Genomic DNA, 22,582 nt, shown 5'->3' on the forward strand with positions numbered 1-22,582 from the left:
TTTTTTATTTCAACATATCCCGAACAATCTTTAAATGGTGTTTAGTATGTATTTCTATAAAGCGGACAGTTTGTTTTTTAGTTAAGTCTCCAAATAGAAAATGTTCGAAATGTGAAGTTTTAGGAAGAGACTTTATTTTTTCTAGATTTGTCTTTGCAAGAGCCAGTTGATTTAATAAATTTTCTGAGGTAATAACGTCGGGAGGTAAAACCACTTTAGGCGATTTTCCTTTGCCTCTCGGAAAATATCCAAAAGTGAACATAACGGTTCTCGTAAGATTGAAATTTGAAGTGTATGTCTTTGGGTCAGATGCTTCTAGCATCTTACAAACACCATTTACAACCTTTAAGGCATGGTCTAATTGCCAACCAATTGTGGATTTTGAGACATGTTCGTTTTTAAAATCTTTCTTTGGAATGTTTTCCTCTATTTCGGCTAATAATTGTTTTACTTGTTTTATCCTGGAATTGCGCATATGTTGAAAATATTTTAAAAGATATTAATAAAATTATTAACTTTAAGGTATAGTGATTGTTCGTGCAACGCAATTTTGAGTGGTTTATAACACAAAACTTCAAAAAATTTCGAATTGAACGAATCCCGTTCTTTGTGGGATTGATTTTTTTAACTTCAAATAACTTAATTATGTTACCGTTTAGATCAGAAATAAGGAACTCCCCAACCCGACCTACAATTAAAATTTTTTTAAGTGATGAATCTTTAGATGGCCGAATCAAAAAACATTTGCAGCATTTTAAGGAAATCGAGGAAATTGAGATTTGTGATAGTGTTGCACAAAATAGAGCCTGCGAGAGTATCACTGTATTTTTGAAAGATGATGTAGATATCAATAAAATGAAACAGTCTATCGACTCTAGTTTATGGTGGTATTTTGAAGAGGATTTGGTGGATTAAAGAATTTCTCCAGTATCTAAATACATTAGCACATCATTTAGGCAAGTGCTCAAATTCTCTTTAATCTCTTTTGTCCAAAACCGAAACACGGTAAATCCCATATCCTTTAATTGTTGGTTGACTTCCCTGTCACGTTGCATATTGCGTTCTATTTTGGGTCTCCAAAACTCACGATTGGTTTTTAATTTTGGTTTACGCTCGTCCCAATTGTATCCGTGCCAAAATTCACCATCAATAAAAATAGCCAATCTGTGTTTTTTTATGGATACATCTGGTTTTCCGGGAAGCGATTTACTGTCAACTCTATAACGTACACCTTTTGCCCATAGGGCTTTTCTAAACAAAAGTTCTGGCTTTGTATTTTTCCCTCTAATCTTGCTCATAATTTTTGAGCGTTTTTTAGTGGTGTAAAAACCGGATTCCTCGTTAAATCTTGGAACTTGTATTTTTTCTTCAGAATAAGACATTATATATCTATGTAAGTTCGAGTGATTTGTAAAAAGCGAAATCGTATCGAGAACATTTAAGATAGCCAAATTTACTTGAAAAAGCGTAATTTTCGCGTTAGGGATTGAGGGATTTGTTGAAGCTCCCCGACGTAGGAGGGAGCGACTCCCGAAAGCCCGACCTGACAAAAGGAAGGTAACGCCCAACTTCTCGATACAATTCCTCATGCTTCGGAATCACTCGAAGTGACAAAAAAACCCAAACATTGCTGCTTGGGATTTGGAATTTATTTTTTGGAATTTGAGGATTCCCATCTTCGTGGGAATGACAGAATAAATTAGTATCTGTAATACTCTGGCTTAAATGGTCCTTCAACCTTTACACCGATATAATCGGCCTGATCTTTACGAAGCTCGGTAAGTTCTACACCAATTTTAGCCAAGTGTAATTTTGCTACTTTTTCATCAAGGTGTTTTGGTAACATATACACATCGTTTTCGTATTTGTCGCTATTGTTCCAAAGCTCTATTTGTGCCAAGGTTTGGTTTGTGAACGAATTACTCATTACAAAACTTGGGTGGCCCGTAGCACAACCAAGGTTTACCAAACGTCCTTCTGCAAGTATAATAATGTCTTTGCCGTTAACGGTATATTTGTCAACCTGTGGCTTAATAGTGTTTTTGGTATGGCCATGATTTTTGTTCAACCAAGCCATATCAATTTCATTATCAAAATGCCCAATGTTACACACAATAGCTTTGTCTTTTAAAGCTTCGAAATGTTTTGCTTGAACGATGTCTTTGTTTCCTGTGGTTGTAATTACAATGTCGGCAACAGGCGCAACAGTTTCTAATTTTTTCACCTCAAAACCATCCATCGCAGCTTGTAATGCGCAAATTGGGTCTATTTCGGTAACGGTAACAATACTTCCAGCGCCTCTAAAAGATGCAGCCGTACCTTTACCAACATCGCCATAACCACAAACTACTACGCGTTTTCCAGCCAACATTACGTCGGTTGCACGACGAATAGCATCTACAGCACTTTCTTTACAGCCGTATTTATTATCAAATTTAGATTTTGTTACAGAATCGTTTACATTAATAGCAGGCATTGGTAATGTGCCTTTTTTTACACGCTCATATAACCTATGCACCCCGGTTGTAGTTTCTTCACTAAGCCCTTTAACACCCGAAACTAATTCTGGGTATTTATCTAAAACCATATTAGTTAAATCACCGCCATCATCCAAAATCATGTTTAATGGCTGCCTGTCTTCTCCAAAGAAAAGCGTTTGTTCTATACACCAATCAAATTCTTCCTCGGTCATGTCTTTCCACGCATATACAGCAGTTCCAGCAGCAGCAATAGCAGCAGCAGCTTGGTCTTGTGTTGAGAATATATTACAAGAACTCCAAGTAACCTCTGCACCTAGTGCTTGTAAAGTTTCAATCAACACAGCCGTTTGAATCGTCATGTGCAAACATCCTGCAATTCTTGCACCTTTTAAAGGTTGTTCGTTTTTGTATTCTTCACGTAAACTCATCAACCCAGGCATTTCAGCTTCGGCTAACTCTATTTCTTTTCGTCCCCAATCTGCTAAAGAGATATCTTTTACTTTGTGGGCTACGTAAGGCAATGTTTTTGTACTCATAGTAACTTTTTTCTTTTGTTTAAAAACCTAAAGTTGATTGTGATTACTGCGTAATTTGGTTAAATTCGCCTACCAAATTGTTTCATCCGTCTTAGGCGGTGCAAAGATAACTATTAAGTTTTAGAATATTAAATGCCGTTATATAAAACCATTACTCCAAATTCACAAACTACTGTTAAAATCTGGAAGATTACAGAAAGTTATGATGAACTAATGGCTATAGTGGATTTAAAACCCAACTCTTTAGAGCGTGTTTTAGGTATGAAGAGCGAACTGCACCAGCGCGGTTTTTTAAGTGTAAGATGGTTGTTAAGGGAGTTTGGGTACACTGATAAGGATTTGTTTTATGACGATTTTGGAAAACCCCATTTAAAAGATGGTAAACAAATTTCTATATCGCATTCCTTTAATTTTTCGGCGGTCATTATTAGTGATTTGATTGTAGGAATTGATATAGAAAAGCAGCGGGATAAAATTTCGATTATCGCTCATAAATTTGTGGATTATGAATTTGATTATTTAGACAAAACTTCTGGTGATTACATTAAAAAATTAACCGTGATTTGGTGCGTAAAAGAATCGCTTTATAAATTATATTGCACAACAGGATTGAGTTTTAAAAACCATTGTTTGGTGGTTCCCTTTACTATTCAAGATGAGGCGACCATTGCTTGGATTGATTATAAGGATGCCAAAAGCCGATACTATGTGGAGTTTATAGAATTTGAAGGCTTTACTTGTGCCTACGCCATTGCCTGATGTCTATTTATAAAAACATATTAGATGCTATTACTAGGGGTGAAAAACTATTCGCGGTTTTAATTGACCCTGATAAATTCCCGGTTAGTCGTTCAGAACAGTTTATTAAAAAAGTAAAAGCGTCTATTGCTACTCATATTTTTGTTGGTGGAAGTACTGTCTCGAGTGGTGCTACCGAAATCCTTGTTCAAGCCATTAAAAAACATACTCATTTACCAATAGTTTTATTTCCTGGTGATGTAACTCAAATTACAGATGCTGCTGATGCATTATTGTTTTTATCGTTGCTTTCTGGGAGGAATCCAGAATATTTGATAGGGAAACATGTTGAAGCAGTCTCAAAATTAAGAAACACCAATTTAGAAGTTATCCCAACAGGTTATATTTTGATTGAAAGTGGTAAAGAAACAATGGTTTCGAGAGTCACCCATACAGAAGCAATTTCAAGAGATGATTTGCAAATAGTAGTTGATACCGCCAAGGCAGGCGAGCTTTTGGGAATGCAACTAATGTATTTAGAAGGTGGTAGTGGAGCCAAAACACCAATAACAAAAAATGTTATTGAATCTGTTAAAAATGAATTGAATATTCCGCTAATTGTAGGTGGAGGCATCCGAAGCATGTCACAAATAGAAGACACATATAGTGCAGGAGCTGATATTATAGTAGTTGGCACTGCTTTTGAAGAAGATGACGAGTTGTTTGAGGAATTGAAAAAATAGCTTGTATGGTCGCTGAGGTTCTCAAAGCGATAAGAATTTAAAGCAACGTGACTTCGAGAGCCTTAGTCACCAAAAACTATATAAAGATTCCCACCTTCGTGAGAATAACAAAAAGATAAACCATGAGAATATCCGTAGAACTAACATTAACACCATTACAAGACGATTTTGAGCCAGCAATTATCCATTTTATTAAGAAGTTAAGAGCTTCAAATTTAAAAGTGTTAGAAAACCCTTTAAGCACTCAAGTTTACGGAGATTATGACGAAGTAATGCAGGTTTTAAACTCTGAAATAAAAGAAGCTTTCGAACTTATTGAAAAGGGATTGCTCTACATGAAAATTGTAAAATCAGACAGACATGACTATGAGCCCCATTTTTGATTTTTTTCTTGAGCCTTATAGAAATAGGGAAACATTTTTAATAATTTTAGAAGCCATAGCTTTTGTGTTTGGCATCGCAAGTGTAATTTATGCGAAGCGAGAAAATATTCTAGTCTATCCCACGGGTTTGGTAGCTACAATTATTACAGTTTACATCTTTTTACAAGATGAATTGATGGGAGATATGATGATGAATTTCTATTATTCTATAATGAGTATTTATGGATGGTGGAATTGGTCTAGAAAAAAAGAAGATAAATATGTGTTGCCGATTTCTAGAACGACTTCAAAAGAAAAAATTATTGGTTTCGGCATGTTTTTACTAACGATGTTAGTTACATATTTTGTATATAAAGGTTATGGAACCGAAATAACATCATCAAACTATATTGACATTTTTACATCGGGTGTATTTTTTACAGCAATGTGGTTTATGGCTAACAAAAAATTAGAAAATTGGACACTCTGGATTTTCGCTGATATCATCACAGTGCCATTATATGCATACCGAGGTTGGGGTATGTTGTCGCTACAATATTTAATCTTTACTATATTAGCCATCCAAGGCTACATCACATGGAAGAAAAGTATAAACAGCAACCTGCAAGCTGCGTAAAGGTAGTATTGTTTGGTCCTGAATCTACAGGAAAAACAACCTTATCACGTCAATTAGCACGATATTACAATTCGGTTTGGGTACCAGAATACGCCCGGGAGTATCTGCAAAATAAATGGAATAACGAACGTAAAACCTGCGAGCCTCATGATTTATTACCAATTGCCGAAGGACAAATGAAACTAGAAAATGAGTTGGCACAAAAAACAGATAGTGTATTAATTTGTGATACCGATTTACTGGAAACCAAAGTATATTCTGAAGCATATTACATTGGAACGTGCGACCCAATCCTTGAAAAACACGCCTTACAGAATACTTACGATTTGTATTTTTTAACCTATATTGACACGCCTTGGGAAGCTGATGATTTGCGTGATAAACCAAATGCCAGAGAAGAAATGTTTGAGGCATTTAAAAATGAATTAATAAAACAAAACAGGCCATTTGTTCTGCTTAAAGGCAATAAAAAAGAACGATTGGAAACAGCTGTAAAGCATATAGACAAACTATTAAAGACTTAAATAATGTTTACTGAAAAAGACATCGAGCAAATTCATAGAAAGGGAATAACTTTAGATCAAGTAAATGCTCAAATAGACCGTTTAAAAAATGGGATGACTCATTCCCGATTGTTAGCAGCAGCAACAGTTGGTAGGGGCATTCATAGATTTGATGAAAGTGAGATTGATGGACTTATAAAACTATATGATGAAAAAAAGGAAGAGTATGACCTTCTAAAATTTGTGCCAGCATCGGGAGCAGCAACCAGAATGTTTAAATTTCTTTTCCAATTTTTAAAGCGGTTCAGTATTACAAAGGATAACATAAAGAAATATGTTGAAAAGTACGGTGATGAATTGATAGAAGTATTCGTTACAAATCTTTCTAATTTTCCTTTTTATGAGGAAGTTATGGATAAAGTAAAAACGCAAGTCCCAAATTTTAACAGCTTAACAGAAGAAGAACAATATGTGCAGTTTATAAAAACAATGCTAGACGAAAATGAACTAAACTACAGCTTTTTCCCAAAAGGCTTGTTGCCTTTTCATAAATATGGAGATGGCTATATTACTGCATTTGAGGAACACTTATACGAATCTACACTTTACGCCTCTTCAAAAGGAAATGCTAATTTGCACTTTACGGTTTCAGAAAAGCACCAAGATTATTTTTTAGAGCTGTTAAAAGAAATAAAACTACGATTAGAAAAAACAACTAATGTTGCCTTTAATGTGTCTTTCTCTTTTCAAAAAGAGGCGACAGAGACTATAGCTTTAACTAAAGACGATAAAGTTTTTAGGAATGAAGATGAATCTATATTATTTAGACCTGGAGGCCATGGTGCCCTACTAGAAAATTTAAATGATTTAGAAAGTGATATCATTTTCATAAAAAATATCGATAACATTACTGTAAAAGATAGAAATGAGGAAGACTCAAAGTACAAGAAATTACTGGCAGGTGTTTTGTTAAAAATACAAAACCAAGTGTTTGATTATTTACACGAGTTGGATAAAGGCAATATTGATGATGCAGATATTACCGCTATGGCTTATTTTTTAAGAAAGCAATTAGGTGTTTATATCCATCCTGATTTTAGCGACTTTAGTTTTGAAGGAAAAATAAATTATTTGAGATATAAATTTGATCGTCCAATTAGAGTTTGCGGTATGGTGAAAAATGAAGGCGAACCTGGTGGTGGCCCATTTTGGGTAAAAGATAAAAATGATGAGATTTCACTGCAAATTGTAGAGTTTGCACAAATAGATTTTAGTAAAAAACAACAACAATCTATCGTATATAAGGCGTCTCACTTTAATCCAACTGATTTGGTATGCGGTGTTAAAAACTATAAAGGAGAGAAATTTAATTTATTGGAATATGTTGATCCCGAGGCCGCTTTTATCACTATGAAAACCCAGAATGGTGTTGATATACACGCATTAGAGCTTCCTGGATTATGGAATGGTAGTATGGCACATTGGAATTCTATTTTTGTTGAAGTTCCTTTATCAACATTCAATCCTGTTAAAACAGTAAACGATTTATTAAAACCTGCCCATCAAAGTTCGTAATGTTTGATGAAGAAGCATTATTAAAAGAGTTGAGTTTTAAGGCTGTAAAAAGTTCTGGTAGCGGTGGTCAGCATGTTAATAAGGTGGCTTCAAAAATTGAATTATATTTTAATCTGAATATATCTGAAGTATTTAACGATGCACAAAAGAGCAATATTCAAGAAAAACTCAAAAATAGATTAACGAAAGATGGCGTTTTAATTTTACAATGCGACGAATCTAGAAGCCAGCATAAAAATAAAGAGATAGTAATAAAGCGATTTTTAAAGCTGCTAAAAAATACTTTAGTAGAAGAAAAAAAACGCGTACCAACTAAAATTCCTAGAGCTGTCGTACGCAAGCGACTAAAAAATAAGAAATACCGATCTGAAAAAAAGGCAAATAGAAAAAAGCCTGATATAGATTAAAAAAAATAACCTATTTCATAGCGCTAATTACAAATTCGTTCTTAAATTTGCAGCGTTCTCAAAAAGGGGTGCCTATAAGTGGCTGAGATCATACCCATTGAACCTAGAACAGGTAATGCTGTTTAGGAAATCGAATTTATAATGTGATTGCGAGAAGTTTGAAAAACAAATTGGCAAACTCTTAATAAATTCAAAAAATTAATTTATTAACATTAAAGAATAATTACCTCTTTTTATTCGATTATTATTTATGTAATCGACATGAAAAATTTATTTCTTTTATTGGCACTTTTTGTGCTATCGGTCTGCGCCAATGCGCAAAACAATCAAAAACAACAAGATTCAACTAAAACAGAAAAATTAGACGAGGTTTTAGTTAGCGCAGTTCGTGTAAGTGCAGATGCGCCAATTACACACTCTAACGTTTCAAAAGAAGAATTGGCAAAGCGCAACTTAGGGCAGGACATTCCAATTTTACTCAATTATTTGCCATCGGTAGTTACTACTAGTGATGCTGGAGCAGGAATTGGCTACACTGGTATTCGTGTTCGTGGTACCGATGCAACAAGAGTTAATGTTACCATTAACGGAATCCCTTACAACGATCCCGAAAGTCAAGGGACATTTTGGGTAAACTTGGGTGATTTTGCATCATCAACAGAGAGTTTACAGTTGCAGCGAGGTGTAGGTACATCAACCAATGGTTCTGGAGCATTTGGAGCAAGTTTAAACTTATTGACTGATGCGTTTTCTAAAGAAGCCTCAGCAGAAATAGCCAATAGTTTTGGTAGTTTCAATACTAGAAAACACACAGTTAAGGTAAGTACAGGGTTGCTTAACGATCATTTTGAAGTGTCTGGACGATTTTCAAAAATAGATTCTGATGGTTATGTAGACAGAGCTTTTACAGATTTAAAATCGTATTTTCTTCAAGGTATTTATAAAGATGATAATACATTAATTAAAGCGTTGACTTTCGGAAATATAGAACGCACCTATCAATCGTGGTTTGGTTTAACCGCTGAACAGTTGCGAGAAAATCGTCGTCAAAACCCATACACTTATGAAAATGAAACCGACAACTATTGGCAAGACCACTATCAGTTGCATTGGAATCAGCGTTTTGATAATAATTGGTCTACAAACTTAGGTTTGAATTATACCAAAGGGCGTGGTTATTTTGAGCAATATAAACCAGACGAATCTGCTGAGGATTTTGCCAATTTAATAGAAGATGATTCCGATGTTATAGTTCGTAGATGGTTAGATAACAATTTTTATGTATTGAATGCCAATGTAACTTATAAAAACAATAGTTTAGAAATTATTTCTGGAGTGTCTATGAGCTCATATACTGGAGACCATTTTGGGGAAGTAATTTGGGGAAGTAATTTAGCGCCTAACACTCAAATAAGAGACAGGTATTACGATGGTGATGCCACTAAAAATGATTTTAGCGTGTTTTCTAAAGCTACCTTTAGATTTGCTGAAAAATTTACTGGATTTATTGATTTGCAAGGGCGTTTTGTAAGTTATAAAACCAACGGAACAAGCTCCGATGTTGTGCCCTTTGTTACAGATGCAAATTTCAACTTCTTTAACCCAAAAGTTGGATTAACCTATCGCCATTGCGATTTTAATAGTTTTTATGCGTCTTTTGCGGTAGCTAACAGAGAACCAAATCGTGATGATTTTCAAGGTGGTGTAACTGAACACGAAACGTTGAACGATATCGAATTAGGGTGGCGCTATACCAGTAAAAAAGCGAGTATTAATACCAATTTGTATTATATGTTTTATAAAAATCAATTGGTGCTAACTGGTGAGTTAGACGATGTTGGCAGTCCGCTTAGAGCATCATCGGGAAAAAGCTATAGGCTTGGTCTAGAAGTGGATGCTAACATTCAATTCTCTAAATTTTTAAGTACTTCAACAAATGTTGCCTTAAGTAGTAATAAAAATCAAAATTTTACGACGTCCCTTAATGGTGAATTGGTAAATCTTGGCGATACAAATATTTCGTTTTCACCAGAAGTGGTTGTTGGAAATGCCATAAACGTTTTTCCTGTTGAACGCCTACAGGTATCACTGTTAAACAAGTACGTTGGGGAACAATTTATGGGCAATACCGATAACCCTGAATCTATCCTAGAAAGTTATTTTGTAAATGATTTTAACGTGAATTATGAGATTATACCAAACAAACTGTTTAAATCTATTGTGTTGTCTGGTTTAATAAATAATATTTTTAATGTGGAGTATGTATCCAACGGCTATTTTGGTTCGTTTGATTTTGATGATAACACGAGCCCAACGGGAACTACTACAGGTTTTTTTGCTGGGTATTATCCGCAGGCCACAACTAACTTTTTGTTAGGGGCAACTTTAAAATTTTAAGAATTTAATTAAGGGTTGAAGGCGCGGTTGGTTTTAATACTAACTGCGTTTTCTTTTTTAGAGTAAGAGTGGTGCGTTAGGGATTGCAGTGGTAGCTTTTGGTCCCGCCAATGTGGGAAGCCAAAACTTTTAACAGAAAGCCCGACCACTTGCACTGAGCTTGTTGAAGTGTTGTGGTAACGCCCAATAGGTTTAATTAAAAACAACTAAGATGTTACCATTTTGTTCTACACGATAACGCCTTAATGTACAACGTAAATTTCCGTTATTCACAGGCTGGCCTGTGAATAAATTGTATTCATTTTCATCGTCGCAACCGCATTTTGCAGTAAGACCTTCTATGGTTAAAATAGAACAGGTATTGAAAACATGGTTTGGGTCGGCCGCATCAAATGCCGCGTAACCGCTTCCTGTATTGGTAATGATAATGCCACCATTACCAGCATTTGGGATATATACTGGATTGCTCGGAAAATTTAGTTGACTGAATTGAGGAAAATTTAAATTTATAGATTCGTTTACGTTAACATCTAACAAAAATTGACAGTTTTCATCGTTTAAGGAATTGCTACTGCACGTAGTTAGCATTAACAGACAGATGAAGGCAATGAGGATTCTCATAAAATCTTTAAAATTAGATGGCAATTTACGATAAAATACAATGGACATTTAAATATTTTGTATATTTGCCTTACTATCTCGTGAAAGCGGGATTTTTTTATTTTATCCCTGTCAGCTACAGGGGTTTTGTTAATTTAAACGATGAAGTTATGAGTAAAGTATCTTACTATACACCGGAGGGGTTAAAAAAATTGCGAGACGAATTACAACAATTAAAAGATGTTGAACGTGTAAAGGCATCTAAAGCTATTGCAGAGGCTAGAGATAAAGGTGATTTGAGTGAGAATGCCGAATATGATGCTGCCAAGGAGGCTCAAGGCATGCTAGAAATGCGAATTGCAAAATTGGAAGAAGCTTTAGCAGGTGCGCGTATCATCGATGAATCTCAATTAGATATGTCTAAGGCCTTAGTGCTATCTAAAGTGAAAATAAAAAACCAAACCAATGGTATGGAAATGACGTATACGCTGGTTGCTGATGGTGAGGCAGATTTGGCTTCAGGAAAAATCTCCGTGAATTCTCCTATTGGAAAAGGACTTTTAGGAAAGTCGGTTGGTGAAGTAGCAGAGATTCAAGTACCTAATGGCGTGATGAAATTTGATATTATTGAAATTTCTAGATAGAAAACCTTATGGCTTCAATTTTCACTAAAATAGTTAACGGCGAGATACCTTGTTATAAGGTGGCAGAGACTGATGCATTTTTAGCGTTTTTAGACGTTAACCCTAATACAGAAGGTCATACTTTATGTATTCCAAAGAAAGAAGTTGATAAGTTGTTTGATTTAGATGAAGCTACTTACAGCGGTTTAATGGCATTTTCTAGGAAGGTAGCTTTGGCTATAGAAAAAACAATTCCTTGTAATCGTGTAGGGCTTACCGTTATAGGTTTGGAAGTGCCACATGCCCATGTACATTTAATTCCCTTAAAATCTATGGATGATGCGCGCTTTATTAAAAAAGTTAAAATGATGCCTGAAGATTTAAATAAAATAGCCGCCAAAATACGTGCTAATCTCTAATATTTCCCTACGTAAAACGCTAAAAAGCCAATTATAGTAAAAGCAATAATTAATGCTGAAATTACTATAGTCCAGAATATTTTTTTGAAGTATTTTGATGCTGGTTTTGGTACAAATGCTTTTTGCTGATATTCAAATACGCGTTCTATATCATCCGTCCATCGTTCTGGATAAATAATACTTTCGCAAGTGTTGCAATACAATTCGTGACTTATCTCGTTAGAAATTGATTTATAGAAAGCCGTTTCAATAAACTTTTGCCTAAAGGTAAGTTGCAAGCCGTCTGTACTAAAACATTCAGGACAGTTATTTTTTAATGCTACTTTTTTTATGGTTTTTAACGCTTCAGTTTTCATTAGTTATAGCGTTTTAAACTAATTTGAAAGGTTGTGCCTTTTCCAATAGTAGATTGGAGTACTCTTATTCTGCCTTTATGAAAATCTTCTACAATACGTTTAGTTAAAGACAGTCCTAAACCCCAACCACGCTTTTTTGTTGTGTATCCGGGCTCAAAAATGGTATTAAAATTCTTTTTCGGGATACCTTTTCCAGTGTCAGATATTTTAATCTTAACATCATTTTCTAAAGGTGTAATTTCGATAGTTATTTTACCTCTCCCTTTCATGGCGTCAATACCATTTTTTACTAAATTTTCAATGGTCCAGCTATAAAGTTGTTTGTTTATTTTCACAGGGATTTCATCATAAGGAGCTATCATTTCAAACGCAACCAAATCAGAAGAACGTCGTTTTAAGTAGTCGTAAGCTTGTTTGGTCTCAAAAATAATATCGGCAGTTTCTAGTGTTGGTAAAGAGCCAATTTTACTAAAACGCTCTGTAATGGTTTGCAGTCTATCAATATCTTTTTCAATTTCTATAATGTAGTCAGGGTTTACATTTTCAGTTTTCAATAACTCGGTCCATCCTATTAAAGATGATAAGGGTGTACCAATTTGATGCGCTGTTTCTTTAGCCATACCAGACCAAAGTTTGTTTTGGCTTGCGTTTTTAGTGCTTTTGTAAAAAAAGAAGATAACACCTGCAAAAAGAAAAATTATGAGCAATAGAGCCAGAGGATAGTACTTTAGTTTGTTTAGTAGCGGTGAGTTACCGTAATATATGGTTTGTAATAGTTTACCGTCGTAAGTTACCTTAATAGGGTTGTACTCATTTTTAAACTTAGCAATAAGTTTTTGAACTTTAATAGAATCATTCGCTACATTTTCCTTAATGTTTCTAGTGTCATAACTACCGTCTTTATGAACAATAATCATTGGTGTGGTTTTGTTGCTTTGAAGCACTTCAATAGGAAGGTTTCCAATGTTAGCATCAAGGTTGTCAGTAGTTGATAACTCCTTAGAGGCAAAAGACCAATTTTTCATTTTTACACGTTCTTCTTCCTTAAAATTCTGAAAAAATACGTAAGTATTCCACAAGATTAACAATACGATAATGAAGGAAACGGCTATCATTATCCAACGAAATGTATTAGAATATTTGGTAAAAAGCATTCAAATTCTGATTAGGCAGTAATATAATGCAAATCTGTTAATATTATTGCCCAAGTTGTTAGTAAATCGGTTTTTATAAGCCTATAAGAATAGTTACATTTGTTCAAATCTAAAAAAACGGATGGCTTCATTTACCCCAAATACATTATCTACTAGCAAATTACATGGTTATTTGTTAAGTGCTGTTGCACCAAGGCCAATTGCTTTTGCAAGTACTATTGATGCTGATGGGAACGTGAATTTATCACCATTTAGTTTTTTTAATGTCTTTAGCGCAAACCCTCCGGTGATGGTTTTTTCACCGGCAAGACGTGTTAGGGATAATACAACCAAACATACGTTACACAACGTTGAAGCCACCAAGGAAGTGGTAATAAACGTGGTTAATTATGACTTGGTTCACCAAATGTCCTTAGCAAGTACAGAATATGCTGAAGATATAAATGAGTTTGAAAAAGCGGGGTTAACGATGTTAAAATCTGACGTTGTTAAACCATTTAGGGTTGCAGAATCTCCTATACAATTTGAATGTAAAGTAAATCAAATAGTAAAATTAGGAACTGAAGGAGGTGCGGGAAATTTAGTGATTTGTGAAGTAGTAAAATTTCATATTGATGACGAACTTTTGAATAAAGATGATACCATAAATCAAAAAAAGTTAGATTTGGTTGCGAGAGCAGGTGGAAGTTATTATACTAGAGCCAATAAAGGTTTTTTCGAAATACCAAAACCGTTATCAACCTTAGGAATTGGAGTTGATAACTTTCCAGATCATGTTAAAAATAGTATGATTTTAACAGGAAATAATTTGGGGATGCTTGGTAATGTTGAAGCATTACCATCAAAAGAAGAAGTTGATGCGTTTGTGGCAGATTTAGGTTCTCGATATCCAAAGATTAAAGAGGCAAACCACAGGGAAAAACATACTTTGGCGCGCAAATATTTGAGTTATGGCGACGTACAAAGTGCTTGGAAAATCCTCCTGTCATAAAAACAACATTAATAAAAAAGAATAGATAATAAACAATAGATAACAATGGAAGTTCAAGGAAGAATTAAAATGATTGGTGAAACCCAAACCTTTGGAAGTAACGGATTTAGAAAAAGAGAAGTAGTAGTGACTACTGAAGAGCAATACCCACAACATATTTTAGTGGAGTTCGTACAAGACAAAACAGATTTGTTAAACAACTATCAGGTTGGACAACAGGTAAAAGTTAATATTAATTTGCGAGGAAGAGAGTGGGTGAATCCACAAGGAGAAACTAAATATTTTAACTCTATACAAGGCTGGAGAATAGAAGCATTGCAACCTGCAGCTCAAGTAGAAAATATGCCGCCAGTACCTCCTGCTGATGCTTTTGAGCCTGCTGGAGATTTAAATGAAGATGATCACGACGATTTGCCGTTCTAGGTAACCACAATTGTGGTGTTTACGTCATCAAAAAATCAATATACGAGCCTCATTGTTTTTAAAAAACAATGAGGTTTGTTATTTTTATAACAAACGTAATTATCTATAAGTTGATAGAGAAAATTTAAAATAAGTAATGAAATTCTTAACCGAAGATTTATGGTTTCCAAATGTTTCTGAAGCATCAGAAGATGGTATTTTAGCCATTGGCGGCGATCTATCTGTAGCACGTTTGTTATTAGCATACCGTTCGGGTATTTTTCCTTGGTTTGAGACAGACGAGCCTATTTTATGGTGGAGTCCAGATCCTAGATTTGTACTTTTTCCAAAAAAATTGAAGGTTTCAAAAAGCATGCGACAAGTATTGCGTAATAAGAACTACACTGTTACTGTAAACAAAGCATTTGTTGATGTTATTAAGGCTTGTGCAAAAGCTAAACGTGGTGGGCAAACGGGTACTTGGATTACTCAAAATATGATTAATGCTTTTACAGAATTACACAATTTGGGATATGCGAAATCGGTTGAGGTTTGGAAGAGCGATGATTTAGTTGGGGGATTATATGGCATAGATTTAGGTAACGGTATTTTTACGGGTGAAAGTATGTTTGCTACAGAAAGCAATGCCAGCAAGGTGGGGTTTATAACATTTGTTCAAAACACAGACTATAAATTAATAGACTGCCAGGTTTTTACAAATCATTTGGCAAGTTTAGGTGCCGAGGAGATTTCTAGAGATGCGTTTTTAAAATTTTTAAAAGGTTGAATTTTTGGCGTTTTAAATCTTAATTCAGTAAGATAAAAGCTGTGTGAGTTGTAGAATTAAATTTTTATAATAGCGCTAGTTAATACGAATAAAAAATGATTTGCTTTTAAATTAAAAGCCTCTAACCTATGTTCTAAACCTGTTTGTAATTTTAGTTTTTCATTGATTTGCCATCCTATTTGAGTTGCAATCCTCACGTCTGTTTCGGGTTTATCTAGTTTGCTTAAACTTAAAAGCGCTTCAATAGTATTCACCATATAGGTTTCACCAATATCTAGTTTTTCACCATTTAAAGGAAAATCTACTGCAAACCTGTACCGTTGCCTAAAAATAGTTTTAGCATCTAGAATACGCTGTTCCGAGCGCAAGCGATGGCCAAAATGTACACCCAAGGTTTGTTTTGTATAGTTGTATTGTTGAGTTATACGTGTTTCGTCACTTCCAGTTTCGAACCAGTCTCTATTTCGGTAATAAATTCCAATACTTAGTTTGTGGTAATAGTTTAGTTTGAAGGTTGAAAAGTGAAAAACATCCATCTGCTGTTGTTGATATTGCAAACCATCATCATTATATAATACGTACCTGCTTCTAAAAGCAAAATTTACTTTATAGGTTTCTGATATGCTATGATTAAGCGATATAGCAGATTCACCAAGAGAAGAAAAGCTATTCTGTGCTTCTATTAAGAAACATATAAAACTCAAGGTTACGAAACATAAACTTTTAATACAAGGCATGCTCATAGGAAGATGAGGTTACTTTTCTGGATTTTTCAAAAACTCCGTTTTTGTCAAAAGTCAGTTCTCTTAGTTCGTGTTCGTCTTCAGTTTTTACTTCAGCAATTATTTCAAAATGGGTGTGTTCATTAAAAGGTTTTTCAATTACATGTTGAATAAATTGCCTATCAGTTTTATTGGTAGTATTCACATATTGTTTTTGAACTTTAACGATAGTGAATTTTTTATAGTTAGCATTAAAATAATCAGAAATATTATGATATGTCTTTTTAGGAATATGTCTTTTCTTTATAACAATTTCTATATCCTCTAGCTGACCCAACGTGTCAAACTCAACACTATAATGCTCTTTTTTATATTTGAATTTAACCTCAAAACTTTTTTTTTCACCATCGCTTTCTCTGTAATACTTCAAGTAGTTTACATCTTGCGAAATAGTATTAAAATAACTTTTAGCATTTGCGGGAAACTCTGAGGCAGGAATACGCTCTTCTTTTTCATTTTTAGACTGTGAAAACGAAAAGGAAAACCATAAAACAAAAAACAACAAACTATACTTCATCATATCTAAAACAATTTACTTCATGATCATTTACCATACCCGTTGCTTGCATATGGGCATACACTACAGTAGTGCCCACAAATTTAAAGCCTCGATTTTTTAAATCTTTACTTATCGTATCGCTTAAGGCTGTATTGGCTGGCGCTTTTCTATAATCTTTAATAGTGTTTTTAACTGGCTTACCATCTACAAAGCCCCATATGTACTTGCTAAAACTTTCAAACTCTTCTTGAATTTTTATAAAAGCCCGTGCATTGGTAACTGTTGCATTTATCTTTAGTTTATTGCGAATGATGCCTGCATCTTGAAGTAACGCATTAATTTTATCCTCCCCATAACTGGCAATCTTTTTATAGTTGAAGTTATCAAAAGCTTTTCTAAAATTTTCACGTTTTCGCAGCACAGTAATCCAACTTAAACCCGCTTGAAAAGTTTCTAAAATTAAAAACTCGAATAGTTTATCGTCATCATAAACAGGAACACCCCATTCTTCATCATGATAGGTTTCATAAAGCGTGTCCCCTTCGCACCAACCACATCTGTGTTTTTTTATCATAATGCTATTAAAATCTAAATGTACTTTTTTTAATTATTTTTTAGTAGAAACCCTTGTAATTTTTTCTTGCATTCAGCAACCTATGTTACATTCTATGTTTAAGATATAAACTTACTTTGTAATGTAATGAGAATAAAACAGACAAACCACTTGTAAATAAATAGAAAATGATAGACCCAATAATAAAAAGAAGTTTAGACAAAGCCATGTCTTATGATGATTACACGGTTTTGATGAATACGTTAGTAGAGAACGATGCTACTACTGGAACTGAGCAAACAGAAGCCCTAGTTGCCTATACAAAACTTAATGCAAGACGCATGAAACGCTGGGATAAAACGTTAAAAATTACCTCTGAAGCACAACAAAGCATCACTGGTATTTCAAAAAAATTAACTTGGTTGGTTATTACAGAAAGTTGGTGTGGTGATGCTGCACATGTGGTTCCTGTTTTAAATAAACTTTCGGAATTAAATGATAATATTGATTTTAAAATAGTACTTCGTGATGAAAACTTGGAGTTAATGGATATGTTTTTAACCAATGGAGGTCGTGCTATTGCAAAACTTATAATAATTGATAATGAAACAGGCCAGGTGTTAAATACGTTTGGGCCAAGACCAAGTAAAGCCACAGCTTTAGTAAATAATTATAAAGCTGAACACGGTGTATTAACACCAGAGTTTAAGGAAGATTTACAATTATGGTACAATAAAGACAAAGGGCAAAATATTATTGAAGATATTGCGCTTATACTTCAAGAGCTTCAACTAGAAATGTGTGTTTAACATAAAAAAAGCTTAAAGTATAAATGCCTGATAAAAATGCGATTCTTATGAATCGCATTTTTATTGCAGAAAGGTTATGGTTATTTTTTTAAACATGATAAAAGTCAGCAGATTACAGAAAGCAACCTATTAAATTTGTTTTGTTGTCTTAAAAGCATGTATCATGAAAACTATTATAGAATCTGGTATCAAAAAAAGTATGCCTTATCAAGCATATCGAGATTTAGTTGAAGATTTAGTTGAAAAAAGAGCTACTACCGGTCATGAGCAATCTACGGCATTAATTAACTATACCAAGTTAAACGCTAAACGCATGAGGCGTTGGGACAAAACCTTAAAAGTATCGGATGCGGCGAAAAAGCGACTCTCTAAATTCGATATGAAAGTTACATGGTTAGTTATAACAGAGAGTTGGTGTGGTGATGCTGCCCATATATTGCCTGTGCTAAATAAAATTGCAGAAATGAATCCTAATATAAACTATCGCCTAGTATTGCGTGATGAGAATCCCAAATTAATGGATGCCTTCCTTACTTATGGTAATAGAGCTATACCAAAGTTAATTATTATCGATAATGCTACAGGTAATATTTTAAATACTTACGGGCCGAGACCAAGTGAAGCAACCGGTTTTGTAAATAGATTTAAAGCAATGAATGGAACATTAACCGAAAGTTTTAAACAGGACTTACAACATTGGTACAATGATAATAAGGGGCAAAATGTAATTGACGATATCACCGAAATATTAAGTCAGTTACAATCGGCTACCGTTTACCAATAAAATTAAAAGTAATAGAGCCTATTTGGGTTGGTTTTGCGCTGTTTTTGCTAAACCTAGAATCTCTAGCATATTGAAGAGCGTGCTCTATTAAACATTCGTTTGAAGACGTTGAAGAGGTATTGGTATAAGCATCAATAACATCGCCATCGGCATTAACCGTAATATTTACCACTATTTTACCGCTTGTTTCGCATAAGTAAACAGGTATAGGTAGGTAAATATCATCACGGTTTTTTAGAGAATAGCTTACGGTACTTTTAGTATTGGCTCCTTCACCTTTTTGTTTTTTAAGAAGTTCGTTTACTTTACTAAATGAAGAGAGGTCCTCGTTTTTTAGTTTGGCGGGATTACTTTCCTTGTATTTGGATTTATAACTCTCAATGGCGCTAGAATTATCTAGGTTACTCGATTTAGGTTCGTAATCTTCGGGAGGGGCTATAGGTTTATAAGCCTCGGCAAAATGTTTATTGTTTTTTGTTTCGTTAAACGCCTTATTCGTTTCGGCTTTCGCATTATTCATATTCTCTAATGCCTCAAGAATTTTAATTTCCTCTTCCGTTAGTTCAGGTTCAGGTTCAATTTCGTAATAGCTTTCGGCAGTTTTCTCATTTTGTTTTTTTAGGCTTAGGTTGAAAACAGAGAGTACCACCGTACCTGTAATAAGTAGGGTGATTAATAGGGCTTTATGTTGATTTGTTAGGCTCAAATCTATATTTTAACAATGTCTTTACATTGAAATATACGTAAATATACAGAATTTAGTTTTTTAAGCTATTTATGAAGCGTTCAATAGACATTGCATTTTCAATAGAAAAGTCACCAATTTTAGTACGTTTTAATGCTGAAAGGTGGGCACCAGAGTTTAGAGCTTTTCCAAAATCGTTAGCAAGTGAGCGGATGTAAGTACCTTTACTACACACTACTCTAAAATCAAGATGTAACCCTTCAATCTTTGTAATTTCAAATTCTAGAATACGAACTGTTCTAGATGTAATTTCCACCGTTTCACCAGCACGGGCAAATTCATATAAGCGTTTCCCGTCTTTTTTTATTGCAGAAAATACAGGCGGAAATTGTTGAATGTCTCCAATAAATTCGGTCGTAGTTTTATGAACTAAATCTTTAGAAATATGGTCTGTTGGATAGGTTTCGTTAATTTCTGTTTCTAAATCAAAAGAAGGTGTTGTACTTCCTAATACAAAGGTGCCAGTATATTCTTTAATCTGCCCTTGATAGGTATTAATCTCTTTGGTTTTTTTTCCAGTACAAATCACCAATAAACCAGTAGCTAGGGGATCTAAAGTACCTGCATGTCCTACCTTTATTTTTTTTATATTGAATGCTTGCCTAATTTCCCAGCGTAGTTTGTTCACTACCTGAAAAGACGTCCAATTCAAAGGTTTATCTACCAATAAAATTTGTCCGGAAAGGAAATCTTCAGCAGTCATTATTTGTTAATTAAGGCTACGACAATGGCAATAATGCCAACTATAACGCAGTACATTGCAAAGTAGGATAGTTTACTTTTTCTTACTAAAGCAATCATCCACGTACAGGCAAATAATCCTGCAACAAAAGCAGCAATAAAACCAATGGAGAGTGCTGCAAAGTTCTGGCTTTGTGTAGAAATTTCACCGCTTAAAATATCCTTTGCAATTTTTCCGAAAATTAGTGGTACCACCATTAAAAATGAAAAGCGCGCAGCCTTCGTTTTGTCATTTCCTAATAATACCGATGTTGAAATTGTAGCACCGGAGCGAGATATTCCTGGAAGCATCGCTATAGCTTGAGAAATGCCAATTACAAAAGCATTGCTAAAACTTACTTTTTTATTAGTGTTTTTAGCTTTGTCTGCTAAAAATAAAAGTAGTGCAGTTATAATGAGCATGCAGCCAACAAGTAGAATATTACCTCCAAAAAGTGCTTCCAATTGTTGTTCAAAAAATAAACCAACAACTACGGCGGGTATCATAGACACTACAATTTTAGCTAGAAATTGCATGTCTTCATTCCATTGGAATTTTAAAATACCTCTTATAATTTCATAAATATCCTTTCTAAATACCACCATAGTACTTAAGGCAGTGGCAAAGTGAAGCACAACGGTAAAAAGTAAACTTTCCTTTGGGTCGGGAATATCTCCCAAAATAGCTTTCCCCAATTCTAAATGACCACTAGAGGATACAGGTAAAAATTCGGTGAGCCCTTGAATAATTCCTAATATAATAGCATCGATTACATCCATGGCGCAAAAATATTAAAATACTCATACAATTAAGTTTTTGAACATTAAACTTTAGATAAAGTGTATTTTAGAGGTATGAAAATTGTGGTTGCACCAGATAAATTCAAAAAATCTTTAACAGGATTACAGTTTTGCGATTCGGTGGAAGCCAGTATTCTCAAAGTTTTACCCAATTGCGAGATTTTAAAATTACCGTTGGCTGATGGTGGTGACGGCACAATTGAAATTGTAAATTACTATTTGAAAGGTACTGTTATTACAGTAACAGTAAACAGTCCGTTTTTTAAAAAAATTAAAGCAACCTATTTATATGCTGAAGTAGAGCAAACTGCGTTTCTTGAAATGGCAGAAGCTTCTGGAGTAAAATTGTTAAGACCTAAGGATTTTGATTGCAAAAATGCAACGACTTTGGGCACTGGGGAAATGATTCTGGATGCTATTAATAGAGGGGCAAAAAAAATTATACTAGGTATTGGCGGAAGTGCCACAAACGATTGCGGTATGGGTATGGCAACCGCTTTGGGTTATCGGTTTTTAGATGCAGACAACAGAATAGTAAAACCAATAGGGGCTAACTTATCAAAAGTTAGCACCATTGATACTTCACAAATGCACCCAAAACTAAAAGAAGTAAAATTTAATATCGCATGTGATGTTTCCAATCCGCTTTATGGCAAGAACGGATCAGCGTATGTCTATGCAAAACAAAAAGGAGCAACAACTGATGATATAGTGCTGTTGGATAAAGGGCTTCAGGATTTTGCAAAAGTAATTGAAGCTATATTTGGTATTAATCCACAACAGGTTGAAGGAGCAGGAGCAGCAGGTGGTATGGGTATTGCATCAAAGGTGTTCTTAAAAGGTACTTTACAACGAGGGGTGAATCTTGTGAAAGACTTAGCGCAATTTGATAAAAAATTAATAGATACAGATTGGATTATTACTGGTGAGGGAAATTTGGATGCGCAAACCTTTTCTGGAAAAACGATTCAAGGAGTATTAGCTTCTGCAAAAGCGAAAAAGATAAAAGTAGCTGCCTTTTGTGGAGGTGTAGATTTAAATAAGGAAGAAATTAAGGAGTTAGGGTTGGTATATGTGGATGCAGTTTTGAATTATACAAACAATACTGAAGATGCGATGAAAAATAGTTTGGGATATTTGAAAATTATAGCTAAAAACTTTGCTAAAAACTTGATATAA

The 22,582-nt window shown here is 34.4% G+C and carries 29 protein-coding genes; 17 read left to right on the forward strand and 12 right to left on the reverse strand.

Features of this window, described 5'->3' with window-relative positions:
• Positions 1–4: 4 nt before the first annotated feature.
• Positions 5–475, reverse strand: coding sequence for a DUF1569 domain-containing protein (locus tag BMY39_RS03445; protein WP_092575417.1), 471 nt, complete (start codon positions 473–475; stop codon positions 5–7).
• A gap of 170 nt (positions 476–645) precedes the next feature.
• Between BMY39_RS03445 and BMY39_RS03450 the strand changes: the two genes are divergently transcribed.
• Positions 646–915: a hypothetical protein gene (locus tag BMY39_RS03450; RefSeq protein WP_092575420.1), complete on the forward strand. Its 270-nt coding sequence runs from the start codon at positions 646–648 to the stop codon at positions 913–915.
• Here the strand turns inward: BMY39_RS03450 and BMY39_RS03455 are convergent.
• Together BMY39_RS03455 and ahcY are read right to left on the reverse strand one after the other, a co-directional pair.
• Complete coding sequence (locus tag BMY39_RS03455; protein WP_092575423.1) at positions 912–1,382, reverse strand: very short patch repair endonuclease; 471 nt, start codon at positions 1,380–1,382, stop codon at positions 912–914. The genes BMY39_RS03450 and BMY39_RS03455 overlap by 4 nt on opposite strands.
• Positions 1,383–1,699: 317 nt before the next feature.
• Entirely contained in the window at positions 1,700–3,016 is a 1,317-nt protein-coding gene (gene ahcY, locus BMY39_RS03460) for an adenosylhomocysteinase (protein WP_092575426.1), read from the reverse strand.
• A 132-nt stretch (positions 3,017–3,148) separates the two neighbouring features.
• On the opposite strand from ahcY, the gene BMY39_RS03465 reads away from it, so the two are divergent.
• The 8 genes from BMY39_RS03465 to BMY39_RS03500 all read left to right on the forward strand — a co-directional run bounded on the left by BMY39_RS03465 (position 3,149) and on the right by BMY39_RS03500 (position 10,378).
• The gene (locus BMY39_RS03465; protein ID WP_092575429.1) at positions 3,149–3,775 is read left to right on the forward strand and encodes a 4'-phosphopantetheinyl transferase family protein; all 627 of its coding nucleotides are present in this window, start codon (positions 3,149–3,151) and stop codon (positions 3,773–3,775) included.
• Positions 3,775–4,497, forward strand: coding sequence for a phosphoglycerol geranylgeranyltransferase (locus tag BMY39_RS03470; protein WP_092575433.1), 723 nt, complete (start codon positions 3,775–3,777; stop codon positions 4,495–4,497). Before BMY39_RS03465 ends, BMY39_RS03470 begins: the two co-directional genes overlap by 1 nt.
• Positions 4,498–4,619: 122 nt before the next feature.
• On the forward strand, positions 4,620–4,880 hold the full coding sequence (locus BMY39_RS03475) for a thiamine-binding protein (RefSeq protein ID WP_092575438.1): 261 nt from the start codon (positions 4,620–4,622) through the stop codon (positions 4,878–4,880).
• Entirely contained in the window at positions 4,864–5,496 is a 633-nt protein-coding gene (pnuC, locus tag BMY39_RS03480; protein WP_092575441.1) for a nicotinamide riboside transporter PnuC, read from the forward strand. Before BMY39_RS03475 ends, pnuC begins: the two co-directional genes overlap by 17 nt.
• The gene (locus BMY39_RS03485; protein WP_092575444.1) at positions 5,457–6,020 is read left to right on the forward strand and encodes an AAA family ATPase; all 564 of its coding nucleotides are present in this window, start codon (positions 5,457–5,459) and stop codon (positions 6,018–6,020) included. The genes pnuC and BMY39_RS03485 overlap by 40 nt, the downstream gene beginning before the upstream one ends.
• Before the next feature lie 3 nt (positions 6,021–6,023).
• On the forward strand, positions 6,024–7,574 hold the full coding sequence (locus BMY39_RS03490; RefSeq protein ID WP_092575445.1) for a DUF4301 family protein: 1,551 nt from the start codon (positions 6,024–6,026) through the stop codon (positions 7,572–7,574).
• Complete coding sequence (gene arfB, locus BMY39_RS03495; protein WP_092575449.1) at positions 7,574–7,981, forward strand: alternative ribosome rescue aminoacyl-tRNA hydrolase ArfB; 408 nt, start codon at positions 7,574–7,576, stop codon at positions 7,979–7,981. Before BMY39_RS03490 ends, arfB begins: the two co-directional genes overlap by 1 nt.
• A gap of 261 nt (positions 7,982–8,242) precedes the next feature.
• Complete coding sequence (locus tag BMY39_RS03500) at positions 8,243–10,378, forward strand: TonB-dependent receptor (RefSeq protein ID WP_092575453.1); 2,136 nt, start codon at positions 8,243–8,245, stop codon at positions 10,376–10,378.
• A gap of 192 nt (positions 10,379–10,570) precedes the next feature.
• Here the strand turns inward: BMY39_RS03500 and BMY39_RS03505 are convergent, their stop codons facing one another.
• Positions 10,571–10,999, reverse strand: a complete 429-nt coding sequence (locus BMY39_RS03505; RefSeq protein ID WP_177176535.1) for a Rieske (2Fe-2S) protein — start codon at positions 10,997–10,999, stop codon at positions 10,571–10,573.
• Positions 11,000–11,148: 149 nt separating this feature from the next.
• Between BMY39_RS03505 and greA the strand changes: the two genes are divergently transcribed.
• Positions 11,149–11,622: a transcription elongation factor GreA gene (gene greA / locus BMY39_RS03510; protein ID WP_092577617.1), complete on the forward strand. Its 474-nt coding sequence runs from the start codon at positions 11,149–11,151 to the stop codon at positions 11,620–11,622.
• Positions 11,623–11,630: 8 nt separating this feature from the next.
• The gene (locus BMY39_RS03515; RefSeq protein WP_092575459.1) at positions 11,631–12,020 is read left to right on the forward strand and encodes an HIT family protein; all 390 of its coding nucleotides are present in this window, start codon (positions 11,631–11,633) and stop codon (positions 12,018–12,020) included.
• On the opposite strand, the gene BMY39_RS03520 is transcribed toward BMY39_RS03515, so the two are convergent.
• Together BMY39_RS03520 and BMY39_RS03525 are read right to left on the reverse strand one after the other, a co-directional pair.
• Positions 12,017–12,376, reverse strand: coding sequence for a hypothetical protein (locus BMY39_RS03520; protein WP_092575461.1), 360 nt, complete (start codon positions 12,374–12,376; stop codon positions 12,017–12,019). The genes BMY39_RS03515 and BMY39_RS03520 overlap by 4 nt on opposite strands.
• Complete coding sequence (locus tag BMY39_RS03525) at positions 12,376–13,530, reverse strand: sensor histidine kinase (RefSeq protein WP_092575464.1); 1,155 nt, start codon at positions 13,528–13,530, stop codon at positions 12,376–12,378. The genes BMY39_RS03520 and BMY39_RS03525 overlap by 1 nt, the downstream gene beginning before the upstream one ends.
• A 121-nt stretch (positions 13,531–13,651) precedes the next feature.
• Here BMY39_RS03525 and BMY39_RS03530 point away from each other — a divergent pair, with 121 nt between their 5' ends.
• From BMY39_RS03530 to aat, 3 genes are all read left to right on the forward strand, one after another.
• Positions 13,652–14,521 (forward strand): flavin reductase family protein, encoded by an 870-nt coding sequence (locus BMY39_RS03530; protein WP_092575467.1) that lies wholly within the window; start codon positions 13,652–13,654, stop codon positions 14,519–14,521.
• Between the two features lie 45 nt (positions 14,522–14,566).
• On the forward strand, positions 14,567–14,944 hold the full coding sequence (locus tag BMY39_RS03535; protein WP_092575470.1) for a DUF3127 domain-containing protein: 378 nt from the start codon (positions 14,567–14,569) through the stop codon (positions 14,942–14,944).
• 136 nt (positions 14,945–15,080) lie between these two features.
• A complete protein-coding gene (gene aat / locus BMY39_RS03540) occupies positions 15,081–15,710 on the forward strand; it encodes a leucyl/phenylalanyl-tRNA--protein transferase (RefSeq protein ID WP_092575473.1) in 630 nt (209 codons plus the stop codon).
• A gap of 56 nt (positions 15,711–15,766) precedes the next feature.
• On the opposite strand, the gene BMY39_RS03545 is transcribed toward aat, so the two are convergent.
• The 3 genes from BMY39_RS03545 to BMY39_RS03555 are packed head-to-tail and all read right to left on the reverse strand — an operon-like array spanning position 15,767 to position 17,565.
• Positions 15,767–16,447: a DUF2490 domain-containing protein gene (locus tag BMY39_RS03545; RefSeq protein WP_092577620.1), complete on the reverse strand. Its 681-nt coding sequence runs from the start codon at positions 16,445–16,447 to the stop codon at positions 15,767–15,769.
• Positions 16,434–17,012: a hypothetical protein gene (locus tag BMY39_RS03550; protein ID WP_143064734.1), complete on the reverse strand. Its 579-nt coding sequence runs from the start codon at positions 17,010–17,012 to the stop codon at positions 16,434–16,436. The genes BMY39_RS03545 and BMY39_RS03550 overlap by 14 nt, the downstream gene beginning before the upstream one ends.
• Complete coding sequence (locus tag BMY39_RS03555; RefSeq protein ID WP_092575478.1) at positions 16,999–17,565, reverse strand: DNA-3-methyladenine glycosylase I; 567 nt, start codon at positions 17,563–17,565, stop codon at positions 16,999–17,001. Before BMY39_RS03555 ends, BMY39_RS03550 begins: the two co-directional genes overlap by 14 nt.
• A 167-nt stretch (positions 17,566–17,732) precedes the next feature.
• Between BMY39_RS03555 and BMY39_RS03560 the strand changes: the two genes are divergently transcribed.
• Together BMY39_RS03560 and BMY39_RS03565 are read left to right on the forward strand one after the other, a co-directional pair.
• Positions 17,733–18,353: a thioredoxin family protein gene (locus BMY39_RS03560; RefSeq protein ID WP_177176536.1), complete on the forward strand. Its 621-nt coding sequence runs from the start codon at positions 17,733–17,735 to the stop codon at positions 18,351–18,353.
• A gap of 163 nt (positions 18,354–18,516) precedes the next feature.
• Positions 18,517–19,137 (forward strand): thioredoxin family protein, encoded by a 621-nt coding sequence (locus tag BMY39_RS03565; protein ID WP_092575481.1) that lies wholly within the window; start codon positions 18,517–18,519, stop codon positions 19,135–19,137.
• Here BMY39_RS03565 and BMY39_RS03570 read toward each other — a convergent pair.
• From BMY39_RS03570 to BMY39_RS03580, 3 genes are read right to left on the reverse strand one after another with little or no spacing between them, the layout of a single operon-like run.
• Positions 19,121–19,843, reverse strand: coding sequence for a hypothetical protein (locus tag BMY39_RS03570; protein ID WP_245738149.1), 723 nt, complete (start codon positions 19,841–19,843; stop codon positions 19,121–19,123). The genes BMY39_RS03565 and BMY39_RS03570 overlap by 17 nt on opposite strands.
• Before the next feature lie 52 nt (positions 19,844–19,895).
• Positions 19,896–20,585, reverse strand: a complete 690-nt coding sequence (truB, locus tag BMY39_RS03575; RefSeq protein ID WP_092575487.1) for a tRNA pseudouridine(55) synthase TruB — start codon at positions 20,583–20,585, stop codon at positions 19,896–19,898.
• Positions 20,585–21,382, reverse strand: a complete 798-nt coding sequence (locus tag BMY39_RS03580) for an undecaprenyl-diphosphate phosphatase (RefSeq protein WP_092575490.1) — start codon at positions 21,380–21,382, stop codon at positions 20,585–20,587. The genes truB and BMY39_RS03580 overlap by 1 nt, the downstream gene beginning before the upstream one ends.
• Positions 21,383–21,457: 75 nt before the next feature.
• Between BMY39_RS03580 and BMY39_RS03585 the strand changes: the two genes are divergently transcribed.
• A complete protein-coding gene (locus tag BMY39_RS03585) occupies positions 21,458–22,582 on the forward strand; it encodes a glycerate kinase (RefSeq protein ID WP_092575493.1) in 1,125 nt (374 codons plus the stop codon).

Origin of the sequence: Hyunsoonleella jejuensis, from assembly GCF_900111025.1 — a bacterium.
Taxonomy (GTDB): domain Bacteria; phylum Bacteroidota; class Bacteroidia; order Flavobacteriales; family Flavobacteriaceae; genus Jejuia; species Jejuia jejuensis.

What these genes read in the sequence shown, in the direction of transcription:
- pnuC (WP_092575441.1), top strand. Translation starts at nt 4,864, where the DNA reads ATGAGCCCCATTTTTGATTTTTTTCTTGAGCCTTATAGAAATAGGGAA.
- BMY39_RS03560 (WP_177176536.1), top strand. Translation starts at nt 17,733, where the DNA reads ATGATAGACCCAATAATAAAAAGAAGTTTAGACAAAGCCATGTCTTAT.
- greA (WP_092577617.1), top strand. Translation starts at nt 11,149, where the DNA reads ATGAGTAAAGTATCTTACTATACACCGGAGGGGTTAAAAAAATTGCGA.
- BMY39_RS03450 (WP_092575420.1), top strand. Translation starts at nt 646, where the DNA reads ATGTTACCGTTTAGATCAGAAATAAGGAACTCCCCAACCCGACCTACA.
- BMY39_RS03545 (WP_092577620.1), bottom strand. Translation starts at nt 16,447, where the DNA reads ATGCCTTGTATTAAAAGTTTATGTTTCGTAACCTTGAGTTTTATATGT.
- BMY39_RS03535 (WP_092575470.1), top strand. Translation starts at nt 14,567, where the DNA reads ATGGAAGTTCAAGGAAGAATTAAAATGATTGGTGAAACCCAAACCTTT.
- BMY39_RS03550 (WP_143064734.1), bottom strand. Translation starts at nt 17,012, where the DNA reads ATGATGAAGTATAGTTTGTTGTTTTTTGTTTTATGGTTTTCCTTTTCG.
- BMY39_RS03490 (WP_092575445.1), top strand. Translation starts at nt 6,024, where the DNA reads ATGTTTACTGAAAAAGACATCGAGCAAATTCATAGAAAGGGAATAACT.
- arfB (WP_092575449.1), top strand. Translation starts at nt 7,574, where the DNA reads ATGTTTGATGAAGAAGCATTATTAAAAGAGTTGAGTTTTAAGGCTGTA.
- BMY39_RS03530 (WP_092575467.1), top strand. Translation starts at nt 13,652, where the DNA reads ATGGCTTCATTTACCCCAAATACATTATCTACTAGCAAATTACATGGT.
- BMY39_RS03485 (WP_092575444.1), top strand. Translation starts at nt 5,457, where the DNA reads ATGGAAGAAAAGTATAAACAGCAACCTGCAAGCTGCGTAAAGGTAGTA.
- BMY39_RS03580 (WP_092575490.1), bottom strand. Translation starts at nt 21,382, where the DNA reads ATGGATGTAATCGATGCTATTATATTAGGAATTATTCAAGGGCTCACC.
- BMY39_RS03505 (WP_177176535.1), bottom strand. Translation starts at nt 10,999, where the DNA reads ATGAGAATCCTCATTGCCTTCATCTGTCTGTTAATGCTAACTACGTGC.
- truB (WP_092575487.1), bottom strand. Translation starts at nt 20,585, where the DNA reads ATGACTGCTGAAGATTTCCTTTCCGGACAAATTTTATTGGTAGATAAA.
- BMY39_RS03470 (WP_092575433.1), top strand. Translation starts at nt 3,775, where the DNA reads ATGTCTATTTATAAAAACATATTAGATGCTATTACTAGGGGTGAAAAA.
- BMY39_RS03585 (WP_092575493.1), top strand. Translation starts at nt 21,458, where the DNA reads ATGAAAATTGTGGTTGCACCAGATAAATTCAAAAAATCTTTAACAGGA.
- BMY39_RS03520 (WP_092575461.1), bottom strand. Translation starts at nt 12,376, where the DNA reads ATGAAAACTGAAGCGTTAAAAACCATAAAAAAAGTAGCATTAAAAAAT.
- BMY39_RS03555 (WP_092575478.1), bottom strand. Translation starts at nt 17,565, where the DNA reads ATGATAAAAAAACACAGATGTGGTTGGTGCGAAGGGGACACGCTTTAT.
- BMY39_RS03500 (WP_092575453.1), top strand. Translation starts at nt 8,243, where the DNA reads ATGAAAAATTTATTTCTTTTATTGGCACTTTTTGTGCTATCGGTCTGC.
- aat (WP_092575473.1), top strand. Translation starts at nt 15,081, where the DNA reads ATGAAATTCTTAACCGAAGATTTATGGTTTCCAAATGTTTCTGAAGCA.
- BMY39_RS03515 (WP_092575459.1), top strand. Translation starts at nt 11,631, where the DNA reads ATGGCTTCAATTTTCACTAAAATAGTTAACGGCGAGATACCTTGTTAT.
- ahcY (WP_092575426.1), bottom strand. Translation starts at nt 3,016, where the DNA reads ATGAGTACAAAAACATTGCCTTACGTAGCCCACAAAGTAAAAGATATC.
- BMY39_RS03445 (WP_092575417.1), bottom strand. Translation starts at nt 475, where the DNA reads ATGCGCAATTCCAGGATAAAACAAGTAAAACAATTATTAGCCGAAATA.
- BMY39_RS03455 (WP_092575423.1), bottom strand. Translation starts at nt 1,382, where the DNA reads ATGTCTTATTCTGAAGAAAAAATACAAGTTCCAAGATTTAACGAGGAA.
- BMY39_RS03465 (WP_092575429.1), top strand. Translation starts at nt 3,149, where the DNA reads ATGCCGTTATATAAAACCATTACTCCAAATTCACAAACTACTGTTAAA.
- BMY39_RS03565 (WP_092575481.1), top strand. Translation starts at nt 18,517, where the DNA reads ATGAAAACTATTATAGAATCTGGTATCAAAAAAAGTATGCCTTATCAA.
- BMY39_RS03525 (WP_092575464.1), bottom strand. Translation starts at nt 13,530, where the DNA reads ATGCTTTTTACCAAATATTCTAATACATTTCGTTGGATAATGATAGCC.
- BMY39_RS03475 (WP_092575438.1), top strand. Translation starts at nt 4,620, where the DNA reads ATGAGAATATCCGTAGAACTAACATTAACACCATTACAAGACGATTTT.